This is a genomic window from Xanthomarina spongicola (genome assembly GCF_003148645.1).
In the GTDB taxonomy this organism is placed as follows: domain Bacteria; phylum Bacteroidota; class Bacteroidia; order Flavobacteriales; family Flavobacteriaceae; genus Xanthomarina; species Xanthomarina spongicola.
Genome location: NZ_QGGP01000007.1, coordinates 38972 through 57182 on the forward strand (window position 1 = coordinate 38972; position 18211 = coordinate 57182).

Annotated in this window: 16 protein-coding genes; 11 read left to right on the forward strand and 5 right to left on the reverse strand. The window is 29.9% G+C overall.

The window, feature by feature from the left end; all coding sequences use genetic code 11:
- Positions 1-71: 71 nt before the first annotated feature.
- The 11 genes from LX78_RS12290 to LX78_RS12340 all read left to right on the forward strand — a co-directional run bounded on the left by LX78_RS12290 (position 72) and on the right by LX78_RS12340 (position 14980).
- Positions 72-1304, forward strand: coding sequence for a M48 family metallopeptidase (locus LX78_RS12290; protein ID WP_109682965.1), 1233 nt, complete (start codon positions 72-74; stop codon positions 1302-1304).
- A 74-nt stretch (positions 1305-1378) separates the two neighbouring features.
- Positions 1379-3592, forward strand: coding sequence for a RelA/SpoT family protein (locus LX78_RS12295; protein ID WP_109682966.1), 2214 nt, complete (start codon positions 1379-1381; stop codon positions 3590-3592).
- 27 nt (positions 3593-3619) lie between these two features.
- The gene (locus tag LX78_RS12300) at positions 3620-4072 is read left to right on the forward strand and encodes a Fur family transcriptional regulator (protein ID WP_109682967.1); all 453 of its coding nucleotides are present in this window, start codon (positions 3620-3622) and stop codon (positions 4070-4072) included.
- 11 nt (positions 4073-4083) lie between these two features.
- Positions 4084-5355, forward strand: coding sequence for an adenylosuccinate synthase (locus LX78_RS12305; protein ID WP_109682968.1), 1272 nt, complete (start codon positions 4084-4086; stop codon positions 5353-5355).
- Positions 5356-5499: 144 nt separating this feature from the next.
- Positions 5500-7341, forward strand: a complete 1842-nt coding sequence (locus LX78_RS12310; protein WP_109683116.1) for an OstA-like protein — start codon at positions 5500-5502, stop codon at positions 7339-7341.
- 1 nt (position 7342) lies between these two features.
- Positions 7343-8545, forward strand: coding sequence for an aspartate aminotransferase family protein (locus LX78_RS12315; RefSeq protein WP_109682969.1), 1203 nt, complete (start codon positions 7343-7345; stop codon positions 8543-8545).
- A 125-nt stretch (positions 8546-8670) separates the two neighbouring features.
- Complete coding sequence (locus LX78_RS12320; protein ID WP_109682970.1) at positions 8671-10059, forward strand: tetratricopeptide repeat protein; 1389 nt, start codon at positions 8671-8673, stop codon at positions 10057-10059.
- A 52-nt stretch (positions 10060-10111) separates the two neighbouring features.
- Positions 10112-11122, forward strand: a complete 1011-nt coding sequence (locus LX78_RS12325) for a DUF368 domain-containing protein (protein ID WP_109682971.1) — start codon at positions 10112-10114, stop codon at positions 11120-11122.
- A complete protein-coding gene (locus LX78_RS12330; RefSeq protein ID WP_109682972.1) occupies positions 11122-12132 on the forward strand; it encodes a DUF368 domain-containing protein in 1011 nt (336 codons plus the stop codon). The genes LX78_RS12325 and LX78_RS12330 overlap by 1 nt, the downstream gene beginning before the upstream one ends.
- A gap of 1 nt (position 12133) precedes the next feature.
- Positions 12134-12871, forward strand: a complete 738-nt coding sequence (locus LX78_RS12335; protein ID WP_109683117.1) for a shikimate dehydrogenase family protein — start codon at positions 12134-12136, stop codon at positions 12869-12871.
- A gap of 99 nt (positions 12872-12970) precedes the next feature.
- Complete coding sequence (locus LX78_RS12340; RefSeq protein WP_109682973.1) at positions 12971-14980, forward strand: DUF349 domain-containing protein; 2010 nt, start codon at positions 12971-12973, stop codon at positions 14978-14980.
- 249 nt (positions 14981-15229) lie between these two features.
- On the opposite strand, the gene mazG is transcribed toward LX78_RS12340, so the two are convergent.
- From mazG to ruvX, 5 genes are all read right to left on the reverse strand, one after another.
- Positions 15230-16003 carry a nucleoside triphosphate pyrophosphohydrolase gene (mazG, locus tag LX78_RS12345; RefSeq protein ID WP_109682974.1) on the reverse strand — a complete coding sequence of 258 codons (774 nt, stop codon included), beginning with the start codon at positions 16001-16003 and terminating at the stop codon, positions 15230-15232.
- A gap of 114 nt (positions 16004-16117) precedes the next feature.
- Positions 16118-16540, reverse strand: coding sequence for a DUF5606 family protein (locus LX78_RS12350; RefSeq protein WP_109682975.1), 423 nt, complete (start codon positions 16538-16540; stop codon positions 16118-16120).
- A gap of 53 nt (positions 16541-16593) precedes the next feature.
- Positions 16594-17184, reverse strand: a complete 591-nt coding sequence (gene def / locus LX78_RS12355; RefSeq protein ID WP_109682976.1) for a peptide deformylase — start codon at positions 17182-17184, stop codon at positions 16594-16596.
- 111 nt (positions 17185-17295) lie between these two features.
- A complete protein-coding gene (locus LX78_RS12360) occupies positions 17296-17544 on the reverse strand; it encodes a hypothetical protein (protein WP_146192580.1) in 249 nt (82 codons plus the stop codon).
- A gap of 177 nt (positions 17545-17721) precedes the next feature.
- Positions 17722-18132, reverse strand: coding sequence for a Holliday junction resolvase RuvX (gene ruvX / locus LX78_RS12365; RefSeq protein ID WP_109682978.1), 411 nt, complete (start codon positions 18130-18132; stop codon positions 17722-17724).
- Positions 18133-18211: the final 79 nt, after the last annotated feature.

Sequence of the window (18211 nt, forward strand, 5' to 3'; positions counted from 1 at the left end):
ATTAGTTTCTATTTTTGTATTTGAAATAAATTCTAAAAATTCGGAATTTAAAATATTGGAATTTTAATTTTATGACAGCTACTTCCCTATTCTATATTATTATAGCCATTCTAATTATTAATTTTATTATTGATAAAATTCTTGATGCTCTTAATGCAAAACATTTTAACGATCCTATTCCTCAAGAACTTCAAGATGTTTATGATGAATCGGAATACAAAAAATCTCAATCCTATAAAAAAACAAATTATAAATTTGGACTTCTAACTTCTACATTTTCAATTCTTTTAACTCTTGCCTTTCTATTTTTTGATGGTTTTGAGTTTGTAGACAACATTGCTAGAAATTATTCCGAAAATCCCATTTTAATAGCACTTATTTTCTTCGGAATTATTATGATTGGAAGCGATATTCTTTCCACACCATTTTCATATTACAAAACCTTTGTAATAGAAGAACAGTTTGGATTTAACAAAACCACAAAAAAAACTTTTGTTCTGGATAAAATTAAAGGCTGGCTTATGTTAGCTATTTTGGGTGGAGGAATTCTAGCGCTTATTATTTGGTTTTATCAGTTTTCTGGTAAATATTTCTGGTTATATGCTTGGGCTTTGGTGACAGTGTTTACAGTTTTTATGAATATGTTTTATGCTAGATTAATTGTTCCTATATTCAATAAACAAAGTCCTTTAGAAGAAGGTGAATTAAGACATAAAATTTCAGCATATGCAGAAACAGTTGGTTTTAAATTAAACAAAATTTTTGTTATAGATGGGTCTAAACGAAGTACCAAAGCCAATGCCTATTTCTCTGGATTTGGGAGCGAAAAACGTGTCACGCTTTACGATACTTTAATTAACGATTTAGATGATGATGAAATTGTTGCTGTTCTTGCCCACGAAGTAGGTCATTACAAGAAAAAACATATCATTTTCAATTTAGTCGCTTCAGTTTTACTAACAGGATTGACACTTTATATCTTATCTATTTTTATTTCAAACCCCTTGCTTTCAAATGCTTTAGGTGTCCAAATTCCTAGTTTTCATATTGGATTAATTGCTTTTGGATTACTTTATGCACCAATTTCAGAAGTTACTAGTTTAATAATGAATTGGTTTTCCAGAACCTTTGAATATCAAGCAGATAATTATGCAAAAAATACGTATAAAGCCGAACCATTAATTTCTTCACTTAAAAAATTATCAAAAAACAGTTTGAGTAATTTAACACCTCACAAAGCTTATGTTTTTATGCATTTTTCACATCCAACACTTTTAGAAAGAGTGAAAAATTTAAAATTATAACATATCAAAAAAACTAAATAATTTTAAATACAAAAGGGTTGTAAAATCATTTCATTTATACTATTTTTAAGTCTATGACAGAACTAGAGCTAGAAAAAGAAAATGTTGCTATTGCTAAGGCTTATAAAGAGTTACTTCGTGTAAGCTATAGAACCCTTACAAACGATGATAAAAAGCTTATTAGAAAAGCCTTTGATGTAGCTGTAGATGCACATAAAGACCAACGAAGAAAATCTGGTGAAGCTTATATTTTTCACCCAATTGCTGTTGCTAAAATTGTTGCTCAAGGAATTGGCATGGACGCTACCTCTATTGCTGCAGCACTTCTCCATGATGTAGTTGAAGATAATGAAGACTACACCATTGCAGATATAGAACAATTATTTGGTGAAACAGTTGCAAAAATTGTAGATGGTCTAACTAAAATTTCTTCATTAGACACTGAAATGGATGTGTCTTTACAAGCTGAAAATTTTAGACGTATGTTACTAACATTAAATGATGATGTTAGGGTTATTATCATAAAAATAGCAGACAGATTACATAACATGCAGACCATGGAATCCATGAGGTCTGATAAACAAGTTAAAATTGCTTCTGAAACCTTATATATATATGCGCCTTTGGCCCATAGAATTGGCCTTTATAATATTAAAACAGAACTTGAAGACTTAGGTTTAAAATATACCGAACCTGAAGTTTACAAAGACATTCTCACCAAAATTAAAGAGAGTAAAGAAGAACAAGACGCTTATATAAATGAGTTTAATAACGTTATTAAAACATCTTTAGATAAAGAGCACTTAGATTATGATATAAAAGGACGTCCAAAATCCATTTTTTCTATTCGCAGAAAGATGCAAAACCAAGGGGTTTCTTTCGATGAAGTTTACGATAAATTTGCTGTAAGAATTATTTATAAAAGTGAGCCAGAAAACGAAAAATTTCTAGCTTGGAAAATTTACTCGATAGTAACAGATCATTTTAGACCAAATCCTACCAGACTTCGAGATTGGATTTCTTCACCAAAATCAACTGGCTATGAAGCTTTACATATAACCGTTGTTGGACCAAAAGGTCGTTGGGTAGAAGTTCAAATTAGAAGTGAACGCATGAACGAAATAGCCGAAAAAGGCTTTGCAGCTCATTATAAATATAAAGAAGGAAGTGAAAAAGAAGATAATTTAGACACTTGGGTTGCTAAACTTCAGGAAGCACTTGAAAACCATGAAACCAATGCAGTAGATTTTGTTGAGCAATTTAAACTCAATTTATACTCAAAAGAAATTTTTGTTTTTACTCCTAAAGGCGAATTAAAGTCATTACCAAAAGGTGCAACTCCATTAGATTTTGCTTTTAGTATTCATACAGAAGTAGGAATGAAAACTCGTGGCGCTAAAGTAAATGGAAAATTAGTTCCATTAAGTCACGAATTAAAAAGTGGCGATCGTGTAGATATCCTTACTTCTGAAACAGCTAAGCCAAATTCTAACTGGTTAGATTATGCAACAACTGCCAGAGCTAGAGGAAAAATTAAATCTTCTCTAAAAGAAGATAAAAAGCTAATAGCCGAAGATGGTAAAGAAATTCTAAGAAGAAAATTAAAACAGTTAAAAATTGTTTTAAATGAAAAATCTGTAAACGAGTTAGTTAGCTATTTTAAACTTAAAACCAGTTTAGATTTATTTTATAGAATTGGCGTTGGTACAATTGATAATAAAATGCTTAAAGAATTTGCTTCATCTAGAAGTAATGTTTTTATGAGCTATATTAAAAATAAAATTTCAAGAAAACCAACGCTTACTAAAGAAGAATTAGATAAAGACGAAATAACTTCTAAATACGATTTATTAGTATTTGGTAAAGAAGAAGAGAAATTAGATTATAAATTTGCTAATTGTTGCAACCCAATACCTGGAGATCCTGTATTTGGATTTTTAACCATAAATGATGGTTTAAAAGTGCATAAAAAAAATTGTCCAAATGCTGTAAGTCTTCAATCTAACTATGCCTACAGAATAATGATCGCTAAATGGATTGACTCTTCACAGCAAGAATTTGCAGCTAAAATTATATTATCTGGAATTGACAATCTAGGACTTGTAAACGAAATCACTAAAGTTATTTCTTCCAATATGCATGTAAATATGAAAAGTATCAGTTTTCAGAGTGATGATGGTATTTTTTCAGGAAAAATTAATGTAATTGTTAAAAACAACACCTTGCTTAAAAAACTTATGGACAACTTAAAAAAAATTAATGGTATCGATAAAGTATCTAGAGTTTAAAAATTAATGTAAATTTGCGGTGGAATTATGAGTTTAAAAACAGATACAAAAAATCAGGAAATTGTAAAAAACGTCTTTACAGCTTTTTTAGAACAAAAAAGTCATCGTAAAACTCCTGAACGTTTCGCTATATTACAAGAAATATATAATAGCGAAGAGCATTTCGATATTGAATCTTTATACTTAAGTATGAAAAACAAAAAATATCGTGTGTCTCGTGCAACTCTTTATAATACTATAGAATTACTATTGGAATGTGGCTTGGTTAGAAAGCACCAATTTGGACAAAATCAAGCACATTACGAAAAATCTTATTTCGATAAACAACACGACCATGTTATTTTAACCGATACAGGTGAAGTTATCGAATTTTGCGATCCAAGAATTCAAAGCATAAAAAAAACAATCGAAGAAGTTTTTGATATCGAAATCAAAAACCATTCACTCTACTTTTACGGCAACAGAAAAACAACTAAATAACTTATTTTACAATGGCAGTAGACTTACTACTAGGATTACAATGGGGAGACGAAGGCAAAGGAAAAATTGTTGATGTTCTTACCTCCAACTACAATATTATTGCTCGTTTTCAAGGTGGACCAAATGCTGGGCACACCTTAGAATTTGATGGTATAAAACATGTTTTAAGAACCATTCCTTCTGGAATTTTTCATAAAGAATCAATAAACGTTATTGGTAATGGTGTGGTTATCGATCCTGTTGTGTTTGCCAAAGAATTAGAAGGTTTAGATCAGTTTAATCTAGATTATAAAACAAAGCTTATTATTTCCAGAAAAGCTCACGTTATTTTACCAACTCATAGACTATTAGATGCAGCTAGTGAAGCTTCCAAAGGAAAAGCTAAAATTGGTTCTACCTTAAAAGGTATTGGACCAACATATATGGATAAAACTGGTAGAAATGGTATTCGTGTTGGCGATTTAGAACTGTCTGATTGGAAAGAAAAATATCGTGCTTTAGCAAATAAACACGAAGCCATGATTAAATTCTATAATGTAGATGTTCAGTACGATTTAGAAGAAATGGAAGTGGAGTTTTTTGAAGCTGTTAAAGTTTTAAAATCCTTACAATTTATAGATTCAGAAGAGTATTTGTACCAAGCACAAAAAGCTGGTAAATCTATCTTAGCTGAAGGTGCTCAAGGATCTTTATTAGATATCGATTTTGGTACTTATCCTTTTGTTACTTCAAGTAATACAACAGCTGCAGGAGCCTGTACAGGCTTAGGTGTTGCGCCAAACCAGATTGGTGAAGTATATGGTATTTTTAAAGCTTACACAACTCGTGTTGGCTCTGGACCTTTCCCAACTGAATTATTTGATGAAGTTGGAGCCAAAATGGCTAAAATAGGTAATGAATTTGGCGCAGTTACTGGACGTGCAAGACGTTGTGGCTGGTTAGATTTAGTCGCTTTAAAATATGCTTGTCAGGTAAATGGTGTTACCAAATTAATGATGATGAAAGGCGATGTGCTTTCAGGATTTAAATCCTTAAAAGTTTGTACAGCCTATAACTATAAAGGCGAAACGATTACACATTTACCTTATAATATTGAACCAGAAAACCTAAAACCTATTTATACAGACTTTAAAGGTTGGAAAGAAGATTTAACTAAAATGACTAAAACGTCGCAATTTCCAAAAGAATTAAACGACTATATAGACTTCTTAGAAAAAGAATTAGAAATTCCTATTCATGTGGTTTCTGTTGGACCAGACAGAAAGCAGACTATTTTTAGGTAAACCTGTTGTCATTCTGAGCAAAGCGAAGAATCTCTTATAAAAAGTAAAACCTGTCAAGGTACCTCCTTGACAGGTTTTCTATTAAAAATATCTTAATGCAACGCAATGGAAGATATTAATCATTATTTTTGGACAAAATTTAAGATGTTGCAACAACCAAGTCAGAAACTATTAAGCTTTTTCTTTTGTCTTTTATTCTTCGGGCTTTCCTTTGCTCAAGAACAAAAGCGTATAGAGATTAAATACTCTGGTTTTTTGGAGTTTAAAGAGGAAGAAGCTCCAGGACTTAAAGTCATGACTCGAGACGATACACAACAAATTCATGTAATTCATGAAGGTGTTAATATGTATTGCGACCAAGCTTTACTTTATAGCGAAGACAACTTTATTGAAGCATATGGAAATGTAAAGATGATTCAAGGAGACACCATTAATATGACTGCAAAATATGTAGAATATAGTGGTAAAACTAAACTAGCTTTTGCAAGTGGCAAAGTTGTACTTACCGAACCTAATTCAACATTAACAACAGACACCTTATATTTTGATCGTGTTAAGCAACAATCTTATTATAAAAGTGGTGGAAAGGTTGTAAGAGATTCTTCAGGCACTATTACCAGTAGAATTGGTCGTTATTATATGAATGAAGAAAAATATCAGTTTGTTAAAAATGTGGTATTAACGCATCCAGATTATAAAATTAAAACCAGACATTTAGATTTTTATTCAGAGAGTGGACATGCCTATTTATATGGTCCTTCTACAATTGTTACAGATGAAAGCAAAACCTATTGCGAAAAAGGTTTTTACGATACCGAAAACAAAACAGGTTATGGTGTTAAAAAAACTAAAATAGAATACGATAATCGGGTTTTTGAAGGAGACAGTATGTATTTTGACAATAATAGAAGTTTCGCTTCAGCAACAAATAACATAACTGTAACAGATACAATTAATAAAAGTATTATTAAAGGCCATTATGCTGAAGTTTATAAAGACAAAGATTCTGTTTTTATAACTAAAAGAGCTTTAGCCATATCAGTTCAAGAAAACGATTCTATTTATATTCATGCAGATACGCTCATGGTAACTGGAAAGCCTGATAAAAGAATTACCAGAGCTTTTAGAAATACAAAGATGTATAAATCTGATATGAGTGGAAAGGCAGATTCTATACATGTTAATCACCAAACAGGTTTAACTCAACTTATAAATCTTTCTAGATTATCTTCAAAAGATGCGTTTGCAGTAAAACGAAGACCTGTTATTTGGAATTTAGAAAATCAAATTTCAGGAGATACTATTCACATTAAATCGAATCCAGAAACCGAAAAATTAGATTCTTTAATCGTTTTTTACGATGCCTTTTTAATTAGTAAAGACACTATTAGTGAAGATAGTTTTAATCAAATTTCAGGAAAAAGGCTCATTGGTTTATTTGACGATAAAAACAATTTAAGGCAAGTGGATATTATTAAAAATGCCGAATCTATATTCTTTGCAAGAAACGATAAACAAGAACTCTTTGGTATAGACAAAGCCAAATCAGGAAGTATTTCCATCTTTTTTGCAGATGGTCAGATTGAACAATACAATAGGTATAATCAAGTAGATGCTAAAACATATCCAGAAGCAGATTTCCCTAAGAATTCAAGAAAATTAAGGGGTTTCGATTGGCGTGAAGAAGAAAGGCCAAAAAGTGTAGAAGACTTATTTAGTGAAGATCCTCCACTAAAATTACCTAAAATAAAAGGGTTAGACGATTATGTTCCTCAAAAAGAATTTTTCGATGAAAGTATGATAGGTAGAATTGATAAAGCCGAAAAAGCCGAAAAGCCGAAAAAGAACGTTTCGAATAAAGATAAAATTAAAAACAATAAAAAGAAGCGCTCTAAAGCTGCTAGACAAGTCCCACAACATATAATAGATAGCGTGAATCTTAAAAAAGAAAACAAAAAACCCATGATAAAAGAAAATAGCAATTAATATGGCTATAGATTTCTTTAAATATCAAGCACAAACGTCGCCTCATCCTTTGGCAATGAAAGTCTCTCACGCCAAAGGGTCTTACATTTACGATACAGACAACAAGGCCTACTTAGATTTTGTAGCTGGTGTTTCAGCTTGTACTCTTGGTCATTGTCATCCAAAAATTGTTACAGCCATTAAAGAACAATTAGATCAATATTTGCATGTTATGGTTTATGGAGAATATATTCAAGAACCTGCTGTAGAGCTTGCCAAATTAATGGCAAAAAATTTACCAAATTCATTAGAAAAAACTTATTTAACAAATTCTGGAACAGAAGCTATTGAAGGTGCATTAAAATTGGCAAAACGAGCTACTGGACGAAGTCAGATTATTTCTGCCAAAAATGCATATCATGGAAATACTATGGGTTCTATGAGTGTTATGGGTTACGAAGAACGCAAAAGGGCTTTTAGACCTTTAATTCCAGATGTAGAATTTATTGAATTTAATAACGAAGACAACTTAAATAAAATTACAAAGAAAACGGCTTGTGTTATTTTAGAAACCATACAAGGTGGAGCAGGATTTATAGAACCAAAAAATCATTATTTAGAAAAAGTTAGAGAAAAATGCGATAAAGTTGGAGCTCTCTTAATTTTAGATGAAATTCAACCTGGTATGGGAAGAACCGGAAAGCTATTTGGTTTTGAACATTATAATTGTGTACCAGATATATTGGTTACTGGAAAAGGATTAGGTGGAGGCATGCCAATAGGCGCTTTTACAGCATCGTCTAAATTAATGGACTTATTACAAGACCATCCAAAATTAGGACACATAACAACCTTTGGTGGACATCCTGTTATAGCTGCTGCTGCTTTAGCAACCTTAAAAGAAGTTACCAAAAGCGACTTAATGGCTCGTACTTTAGTGAAAGAACAACTTATTAGAGAACATTTAGTGCACCCACTTATTTTACAAATACGAGGAAAAGGCTTAATGTTAGCTGCAATAACACCTTCTGCAGAAATAGCTAATCAACTTATTTTAGGTTGTCAAGAAGAAGGACTAATACTTTTTTGGCTTCTTTTTGAACCGAAAGCTATTAGAATAACACCACCTTTAACCATCTCGAATGAAGAAATCTTAAAAGGGTGTCAAATTATTTTAGCCGTTTTAGATAAAATTCAAAACAACCACACACAAACAACCTCCTGATAATCAATAACAAGAGTGCTTTTTCCTTAATATGTTGATTACTTTGTTAAAAACATTTAAGCTATTTCCTAATAAAAATCAATTAGTACGTTACATTTAGTACTGTAAACCATACAAATGTGCTTATGGAGTTTAGTCCCAACGACAACAACAATTTACCTCTTACGAAATTTGAATCGATGTTAAAAACTAACCATGTGTTGTTTTTCGATTCTGAAGAATTTGAAAATATTATTCATCATTACCTAACTCAAGGTAAGGTCTCCTTAGGGAAAAAAGCTGTTAAATTAGGATTAGAACAACATCCTACTTCAACCAATTTAAAACTTTTTAAAATAGAAATCTTCGTTTTCGAAGATAAACTAGACGAAGCAGATTTACTCTTAAATGAACTTCATGAATTAGAGCCTATGAATGAAGAAATTTACATTCAGAAAGCTAATATTTTTTCAAAAAAAGACAAACACAAAAAAGCCATTCATGTTTTAAAACAAGCATTAGAATTAACTAAGGATACTCAAGATATTTACTCTTTAATTGGGATGGAATATTTGTTTTTAGACAAGTTCGAAGAAGCTAAATATTATTTCATGAAATGCATGGAAGAAAATTCTGAAGACTATTCAGCTTTATACAATATGGTCTATTGTTTCGAATTTCTTGACCAACACACAGAAGCCATAGATTATTTAAACACCTTTTTAAATAAAAATCCTTATTGTGAAGTTGCTTGGCATCAATTAGGAAAGCAGTATTACACATTAAAAGAATATGAGAAAGCTTTGGCAGCATTCGATTTTGCTATAATTTCTGAAGATTCATTTATTGGAGCTTATCTTGAAAAAGGCAAAGTTTTAGAGAAACTAAAACGTTATGAAGATGCCTTAGAAGCTTATTCATTAACTTTAAAATTAGATGATGCAACATCTTTTGCATTATTAAGAATAGGACAGTGTTACGAAAAATTAAAGCAAGACGATCTAGCAATTCAATACTATTCTAAAACTGTTAAAGAAGACCCTTTATTAGACAAAGGCTGGATTGCAATAACAAAGTTTTATAATAAAAAAAGAAACTATAAAAAATCGCTTTACTATATAAACAAAGCTATAAATATAGATTCTGAAAATGTTATTTACTGGAAATTATATGCCCAATTAAATCAGCGTTTAAATTTTCTTGAAGAAGCTGAACGTGGCTATAAAAAAACATTAGAACTTGGCAATTACGAATTAAACACTTGGTTAATTAGAGGTGATATTTTATTGAAACTTGGCGAACCAGAAGCAGCAATCTATAATTTCCTTCAAGCTTCAGAGTTCTACCCAGAAAATGCTGAGATAGAATATCGATTAGCTGGATTATATTTTACTATAAACGAAACTGAGAAAGGAGAATATCATTTAAAAAATGGTTTGTGTTTCAATACTGAATATGCCTTTATTCTTGAAGAATTATTCCCATTAGTTTATAATAAAAAACAAATTAAGAACTTTCTAAAATCCAAACAATAGCAGTATTGGCTAACTTAATTTATATACCTTTGGTTTTTATCTAAAACAAAGCATGCAAAGACGTATTAAAAATTATTTTACTATAACCCTAAAAGGTATAGCCATGGGAGCTGCAGATGCAGTACCTGGTGTTTCTGGAGGAACTATAGCATTAATATCAGGTATTTACGAAGAGTTAATTTCCACAATTAGCAATGTTAATTTATCGCTTGTAAAAACACTTCGAAAAGAAGGTTTTCTTGCATTCTGGAAACAACTAAATGGCAGTTTTCTATTAGCCCTTCTTATTGGTATTCTAACAAGTTTTGTTTCTTTTATGAGACTTGCTAAATACCTAATTGAACAGCATCCAGTTTTAATCTGGTCTTTCTTTTTTGGACTTATTATTGCAAGTATCTTTTTTGTTGGAAAACAAATAACCAAATGGAATCTGGCTACAATTGTATCATTAATCATTGGAACTTTTATAGCCTATTATATAACAACACTTCCGTCTTTAGCAAGCAATAGCAACCCATTATTTTTGTTTATTGCTGGAGCCATAGCCATTTGTGCTATGATTTTACCTGGAATTTCTGGTTCGTTTATTTTAGTCATTCTAGGTGCTTACAAAACTCTAAGCGATGCCATACATGATTGGGATTTTAAACGAATTGCCGTTTTTGGTATTGGAGCTATTGTTGGCCTTTTAAGTTTTAGTCGTGTTTTAAAATGGCTATTTAAACACTATCATAACATAACAATGGCCATTTTAACAGGTTTTATTATTGGTTCTTTAAATAAAATTTGGCCTTGGAAAAAAACAATTACCGTTTTAAATGAAGCGAATGGCGAAACTGTAGCTTTTTCAGATATTTCTAATTTAGGATCACTATCAGTTTATCAACAACAAATAAATAATTTCGAATCTATTAAAATCATTACCGAAGAGAGTGTCTCTCCATTTGTTTATTCGGCTATTAACAATAACATTAGTTCTCAATTAAATATAGCAATAGCTCTTATTATTGCAGGTTTTTTAACTATTTTTATTCTTGAAAAATTAGGAAATAAAAAACAGTAATGCAACGTACCAGAACTTTTACAGACAAACTATTTCTAATTTTAAAAGGATTAGGAATGGGAGCTGCTAATAAAGTTCCAGGAATTTCTGGTGGTGTTGTTGCATTTGTTGCTGGCTTTTATGAAGAGTTTATTTATTCACTTCAAAAGGTTAATGGTAAAGCTTTTAAGCTTTTAATAAATGGTCGTTATAAAAGCTTTTACCAATATATAAATGGTAGATTTTTAAGCCTTCTCTTCTTAGGAATGGTTATTAGCTACTTTAGTGTTTCTAAAATTTTAGATTATTTAATAGTCCATTTCGAATTATATGTTTGGAGTGTATTTTTTGGAATGATAATTGGCTCCATCTATTACATTAGTAACGATTTTAAAGACTGGAATTACAGAACATATCTAGCATTAATTATTGGAATTATTTTAGGTGTTGGTATTAGTTTTTTAGATCCAGCTACAGAAAACGACAATCTGCTATTTGTTTTCTTTTGTGGTGTTATTAGTGTCTCTGGAATGACATTGCCAGGTTTTTCAGGTTCGTTTATATTAATTCTCCTAGGGAATTATGTCCTCTTATTAGTAGATTCTGTAAATGCTTTATTTGACACATTTGCAGAAATTATTACTGGAGATTTTGGCTTTATAAATAATTTAGAACGCATTAGAATGCTAAAAGTTTTAGCAGTTTTCACTATTGGTTCTGTAGTTGGATTAGTAACTTTTTCTCATATTTTAAGCTATATCTTAAAACATTATAAAAGTATTACAATCTCCACGATTATTGGTTTTATTGTTGGCTCGTTAGGTGTTGTTTGGCCTTGGAAAAAGACCATTTTTAAAACCAATTTAGAAGGTGCTTATATATTAGATACTTCTGGAGGAAAAGTTGTAGAGAATTATACACGTTACATGCCTGAATTTAATACTGAAACTTACTATGCAATAGGATATATTATTCTAGGCATATTAATTGTCTTAGCGCTTGAATTATTTGGTAAAAAAACCAGAAGATAACATGAATAAATATGGCTTAATTGGTAAAAACATTTCTTATTCTTTCTCTAAAGATTATTTTAACAAGAAATTTAAAAGTGAACTAATACATAATTCATCCTACGAAAATTTTGATATTCAAAGCATTATAGAATTTCCCGAAATACTAAATGAAGACTCAAATATAAAAGGTTTAAATGTCACTATTCCTTATAAAGAATTGGTGATTCCATATTTAGATAAATTAGATAAAAAAGCAAAAAGAATTGGTGCTGTAAACACGATAAAAATTTCAAAAAAAGGAAAGCTAAAAGGCTATAACACTGATTATTATGGATTTAAAAAATCAATTGAGCCCTATCTAAATTCTCAACATAAAAAAGCATTAATCCTAGGAACTGGAGGAGCAAGCAAAGCCATAGCTTATGCCCTAAGAAAATTGAAAATTGAATATGCTTTTGTTTCAAGAAAATCTTCAGAAAAAATTACATTTACATATAATGAATTAACTGAAAATGATATAAAAAATCATCAAATTATAATTAATTGCACGCCTTTAGGAACCTATCCAAATATTGAAGAATCTCCAAATATTCCTTATCAAGCAATAACAGATCATCATATTTTATTCGATTTAATTTACAACCCATTAGAGACTAAATTTTTAGCACTAGGAAAAGCTAAAAAAGCGATTACAATTAATGGATTAACCATGCTAAAACTTCAAGCCGATAAAGCATGGAAAATATGGAATTCTTAGTTCCAATACGTATAAAAACAGTCTAAGCCTTTGTAAATATTGAAGTTGTTATTATCTTTAACGCTAGAGTACATTTACGAACCATAACATTTTACAAAAATGTCAGAGCAAGATAACCTGCAAAAAGCAGACGGAAAAGAAGAATTATTAGTTTCAACAAATCAAATTGAAGACAAAAAAGATACTATTGAAGAAAAATCTGAAGAAGTAGAAAGTCAAAAAGGTGATGCTGATGTTGTTTCAGAAGTAGAAGAACCTCAAACTGAAAGCAACATTCAAAACAAACCAGAAGAAACTGATAATCAAGAAAATGATGATAAAGTAATTTCAGAAATTGAAGAGTCTAACGCTGAAGATGCCGAAGATGAAGGCAGTATGGATAGACATGTAATAGTTAAAAAAGACTATGAAAAAATGTCAATGGAAGAACTTGCAGACGAACTAGAGAATCTTGTTAGTAAAGAGAAAGCACAAGCCATAAAAACACATGTTGAAGAAATAAGAAGTGAATTTAAATCTAAATTTAGCACACTTCTAGACGAGAAGAAAGAAGAGTTTTTAAATGATGGAGGAAATGAAATTGATTTTTATTACTCTAGCCCATTACAGAAAAGAGTTAAAGACATTATTAAGGAATACAGAGCAAAAATTACTTCGCATTATAAAAATATTGAAAATAATTTAAAAGATAATTTAACTGAAAGATTAGAAATTATTGAAGAAATTAAAGGTTTAATTAATGTTGAAGAAAATATAAATACCACATATAAGCACTTTAAAGAATTACAAGAAAGATGGCGTAATGCTGGTCCTATACCAAGAGATAAATACAATAATGCATGGAATAGTTACCATCATCATGTTGAAATTTTTTACGATTTTCTTCACTTAAATCGCGACTTAAGAGATTTAGATTTTAAACATAATTTAGAGCAAAAATTAAAAATTATAGAACGTGCTGAAGAATTAGCACAAGACGATGATTTAAACCGTTCGTTTAGAGAGTTACAAGTTTTACACAAAATGTGGAAAGAAGAACTTGGACCTGTAGATAAAGAACATAGAGAAGACATTTGGAAACGTTTTAAAGCTGCAACCAAAACCATTCATGACAAACGTCAAGTTTATTTTAATGAATTAGATAAGGTTTACGAAAAAAACCTTGAGATTAAACATGAGATAATTGAAAAAATAATAAAACTTAGTGAAGGCGAAACAAAATCTCATGGCGAATGGCAAAAGAAAATTAAAGAGCTAGAGGCTTTAAGAAACGAGTTTTTTAGCGCTGGAAAAGTACCAATAAAAGTAAATGAAGCTACTTGGTCTACTTTTAAAACAGCTGTTAGAAACTTTAATAGAAAGAAAAATGCTTTTTATAAAGAATTAAAAAAAGATCAATATGATAACCTTCAGAAAAAATTAGATCTAATAAAAATTGCTGAAGACAATAAAGACAGTGATGACTTTGAGGTTACAACTGCTTTAATGAAAAAAATACAAAGCGATTGGAAGAAAATTGGTCATGTACCTAGAAAAAATAGTGACAAAATATGGAATCAGTTTAAAACTGCATGCAACTACTATTTCGATAAATTACATGAAGCTAAAAACGAAGCAGATAAAGAAGGTATTGAAGCTTATAACGACAAAGTAAAGTTGCTTGAAGAAATTAAAACTCTTGAACTTTCTGGTAAAAAGGAAACAGACTTAAAAACTATTAAAACGTACATAGATAAGTGGAAAAACATTGGAAATGTACCAAGCAATAAGAGATATATTGAAGGAAAATTAAATAAAACCTTAGATAATTATTTTAAAAGTTTAAAATTAAATAAAACTGAAGCAGAGTTAATCAAGTTCGAAAACAAATTAGAGGTTTTAAATAATTCTGACGACTCGAGACATCTAGATAACGAACGCTCCTTTATAAGTAAAAAAATTAAAGAAGCTAAAAGTGAAATTAATCAATTGGAAAATAATTTACAATTTTTTACAAATGTAGACGAAACAAACCCTCTTGTTAAAGAAGTAATAGATAACATTCAAAAACACAAAGACAATCTCGCTCTTTGGAAAACTAAGCTCAATAAAATTAAAAAGTTTTATTAATCAAGTAACCAATGTTACTAAAAATAAAAATCCTATTTGAAGTTTCAGCAAATGCTTAAGCTCACAAATAGGATTTTAATCTAACTAAACTAACTAAACGTTATTTTTTCCCAACCAAAAATAACTTCATATGTTATGACATTTTATAAAAGGTAAGAATTGATTATGCTATTAATCTACTTATGATAAATGCCATTTAGTTATATATACGTATAGAAGTTAAAAATGGATTATATAAAATTGAAAAAATTACATTTTTTTGGCTTCTTCCCAAAATATATCCATCTCTTTAAGCGACATATCTTTTAAATTCTTATTCAAAGATTTTGCTTTAGATTCAAGATATTGAAATCGCTTAGAGAATTTTTTATTTGTTCTTTCAAGGGCATTTTCAGGATTGATGTTTAAAAATCTAGCATAATTAACCATAGAAAACAAGACATCTCCAAACTCGCTTTCCATACCATCTTTATTATTATTTGCAACTTCCTGTTTAAACTCGTTTAACTCCTCCTCTACTTTTTCCCAAACTTGATTAGATTCTTCCCAATCAAAACCTACACCTGCAACTTTATCTTGTATTCTATTTGCTTTAACTAGAGCTGGCAAACTTTTTGGTACACCTTCTAACACGCTAGATTTTCCTTCTTTTAGTTTTAGTTTTTCCCAATTTCGTTTTACATCCTCTTCATTTTCAACAACCACATTGCTATAAATATGTGGATGTCTGTCTACCAACTTATCGCAAATACTGTTACAAACATCTGCAATATCAAAATGATTGGTTTCACTACCAATTTTCGAATAAAACACAATATGTAACAACACATCTCCTAATTCTTTTTTTACCTCATTTAAATCGTTATCTAAAATAGCATCACCTAATTCATACGTTTCTTCAATGGTTAAATGTCTTAAACTTTCCATGGTTTGTTTTTTATCCCAAGGACATTGCTCACGTAATTCATCCATTATGGTTAATAATCGGTCGAAAGCTTTAAGTTGATTTTCTCTAGAATTCATTTGTGTGGTTTTGATAAAATTACAATTTTATATATGATTTAAACTTCCATTTGAAACAAAAAAATCTAGCATTATTTGCTAGATTTTTTATTAATATATCTTTTAATAATATTTTTATTCTTCTTCATCTGAAGCAGTAGTTTCTGCTACATCAAAATCTAACATATCGTGTTTTTGTAGTAAGTTATACCATTGTACAACCTTTTTAATATCGCTTGCATAAACGCGATCTTCATCATAATCTGGTAAGATTTCAAAAAAGTATTCCTCTAAAACATCTTTGCTATCTTTATGGCTAATAGGAGTTTCTTTACCATTCTCTTTCTCTTTAATCTTAGAAAGCACATTACGTAAAGGCACTTCTTCAGTTAAGGTATAAATAGCTATTTCACTTAATACGCTTACATTTTGATGGATGCTAACAGACAATCTTTTTTTATCTAATAAAGACTCTGCAATAAAACCACCACGTGTTTGGGTTACTAATTTGTATAATCCTGGTTTTCCAGAAATGGCTAATACTTTTTCTAAACTCATAATTAATTTTTAAGGAGCGCAAATATGCTACGTTTGTTATTTTAAAACAAATATTATCGTTTCTTTTTTTGATTTGGAAAACGCATTCTGTAATCCACACTAATTTTCCCTTTAGAAATGTTTGTTAACTTTCCTTTTATCAAACGCTTTTTTAATACAGAAAGTTTATCTGTAAACAATATACCTTCAATATGGTCGTATTCATGCTGAATGACTCTTGCAATCAAACCATCGAAAGTCTCTACTTGTTTTTCAAAATTTTCATCTAAATATTCTATTGTAATAATAGGTTGTCTAAACACATCTTCCCTAACATCTGGGATACTCAAACAACCTTCATTAAAAGCCCATTCGTCACCTTCTTCTTTGGTTATTTTTGCATTAATAAAGGTGCGTTTAAATTCTTTTAATTCCTTTTGTTCTTCTGGAGTCCATACATCATCTTCGGCAAAAGGAGAGGTATCTACAATAAACAATCTTATTGGAAGTCCTATTTGAGGAGCAGCTAAACCAACTCCAAAAGCACCATCCATAGTCTCATACATGTTTTCAATAAGCTCATTTAAGTTTGGGTACTCTTTAGTTATGTCTTTTCCCATTTTCTTTAAAACTGGGTCTCCATAAGCTACAATAGGTAAAATCATTATTTGTGTTTTGTAAATTCTTTGCAAAAATACAATCTTTAATTAAGATATATAAAAAAACTCCTTTTATATAAAAGGAGTTTTAAAAACATTATATTATTTATAAGCTAATTAGCAAATTTCGCTTTTATCTGCAACAAAGAATAAATCTACTTCGCCTTTTAATTTAGAATCAATTTTAGCGTTTAATATATCTTTCTTTTTAGCTGTAATTTCTTTATTTGAATCTAATTTAATTTGCTCAACATTATTATTTAATGCAACTTCAATTGTAGGATTTAAAACCTCTACATTAGATTGAGCATTTACTTGAAAAGTAGTTAATAAAACAATAGCAATTAATATTAAAAATGATTTCATGTCGTACATTTATTTATGATAACAGGACAAATATATATCCGACGAACGGTAAAAAAAGAATAAATTTGTTGAAAGACTATGTAAAATCGATAATATGACAAAAACATGTATTTCACCGATAAACGTACTACCTATAAACCTTTACAAGGTGTATTTCATCGATATATTGATTTGAAGCTATCTGGAATACAAGTAACTTTGTAATATAAGTGTGGCACTAATTTCATCTACTAAAGCTTTATTTTTACGCTTTTTTTTAGATAAACCACTATCAATCATGGTTTGTACTGCCATTTTAGAAGTAAATCTTTCATCCACTCGTTCTATAGGAATTTTTGGAATGGCTTTTTTTAGTTTCTCTAAAAAAGGAATAATTAGTGCTTCACTTTCAGAAGGGTTATTATCCATTTGTTTTGGTTCTCCAACTACAAAAAGTTCCACATTTTCTGATGTAGTATAATTTTTTAAAAATTCAATTAATTCCTTAGTGGCAACTGTCTCAAGCCCAGAGGCAATTATTTGCAACTCGTCTGTAACAGCTATTCCAGTTCTCACTTTTCCAAAATCTATGGCTAATATTCTTCCCATTTGGCAAAGTTACCATTTATATAGAAAAGATACATGAACTCACTCATATTTCATGTTTATAAAGATTAGACTTTATAGA

Bases quoted from the DNA above. Each gene is read 5' to 3' on its own strand.
- LX78_RS12290 (WP_109682965.1), top strand. From the start codon at position 72: ATGACAGCTACTTCCCTATTCTATATTATTATAGCCATTCTAATTATT.
- LX78_RS12295 (WP_109682966.1), top strand. From the start codon at position 1,379: ATGACAGAACTAGAGCTAGAAAAAGAAAATGTTGCTATTGCTAAGGCT.
- LX78_RS12300 (WP_109682967.1), top strand. From the start codon at position 3,620: ATGAGTTTAAAAACAGATACAAAAAATCAGGAAATTGTAAAAAACGTC.
- LX78_RS12305 (WP_109682968.1), top strand. From the start codon at position 4,084: ATGGCAGTAGACTTACTACTAGGATTACAATGGGGAGACGAAGGCAAA.
- LX78_RS12310 (WP_109683116.1), top strand. From the start codon at position 5,500: ATGTTGCAACAACCAAGTCAGAAACTATTAAGCTTTTTCTTTTGTCTT.
- LX78_RS12315 (WP_109682969.1), top strand. From the start codon at position 7,343: ATGGCTATAGATTTCTTTAAATATCAAGCACAAACGTCGCCTCATCCT.
- LX78_RS12320 (WP_109682970.1), top strand. From the start codon at position 8,671: ATGGAGTTTAGTCCCAACGACAACAACAATTTACCTCTTACGAAATTT.
- LX78_RS12325 (WP_109682971.1), top strand. From the start codon at position 10,112: ATGCAAAGACGTATTAAAAATTATTTTACTATAACCCTAAAAGGTATA.
- LX78_RS12330 (WP_109682972.1), top strand. From the start codon at position 11,122: ATGCAACGTACCAGAACTTTTACAGACAAACTATTTCTAATTTTAAAA.
- LX78_RS12335 (WP_109683117.1), top strand. From the start codon at position 12,134: ATGAATAAATATGGCTTAATTGGTAAAAACATTTCTTATTCTTTCTCT.
- LX78_RS12340 (WP_109682973.1), top strand. From the start codon at position 12,971: ATGTCAGAGCAAGATAACCTGCAAAAAGCAGACGGAAAAGAAGAATTA.
- mazG (WP_109682974.1), bottom strand. From the start codon at position 16,003: ATGAATTCTAGAGAAAATCAACTTAAAGCTTTCGACCGATTATTAACC.
- LX78_RS12350 (WP_109682975.1), bottom strand. From the start codon at position 16,540: ATGAGTTTAGAAAAAGTATTAGCCATTTCTGGAAAACCAGGATTATAC.
- def (WP_109682976.1), bottom strand. From the start codon at position 17,184: ATGATTTTACCTATTGTAGCTTATGGAGACCCAGTTTTAAAGAAAATG.
- LX78_RS12360 (WP_146192580.1), bottom strand. From the start codon at position 17,544: ATGAAATCATTTTTAATATTAATTGCTATTGTTTTATTAACTACTTTT.
- ruvX (WP_109682978.1), bottom strand. From the start codon at position 18,132: ATGGGAAGAATATTAGCCATAGATTTTGGAAAAGTGAGAACTGGAATA.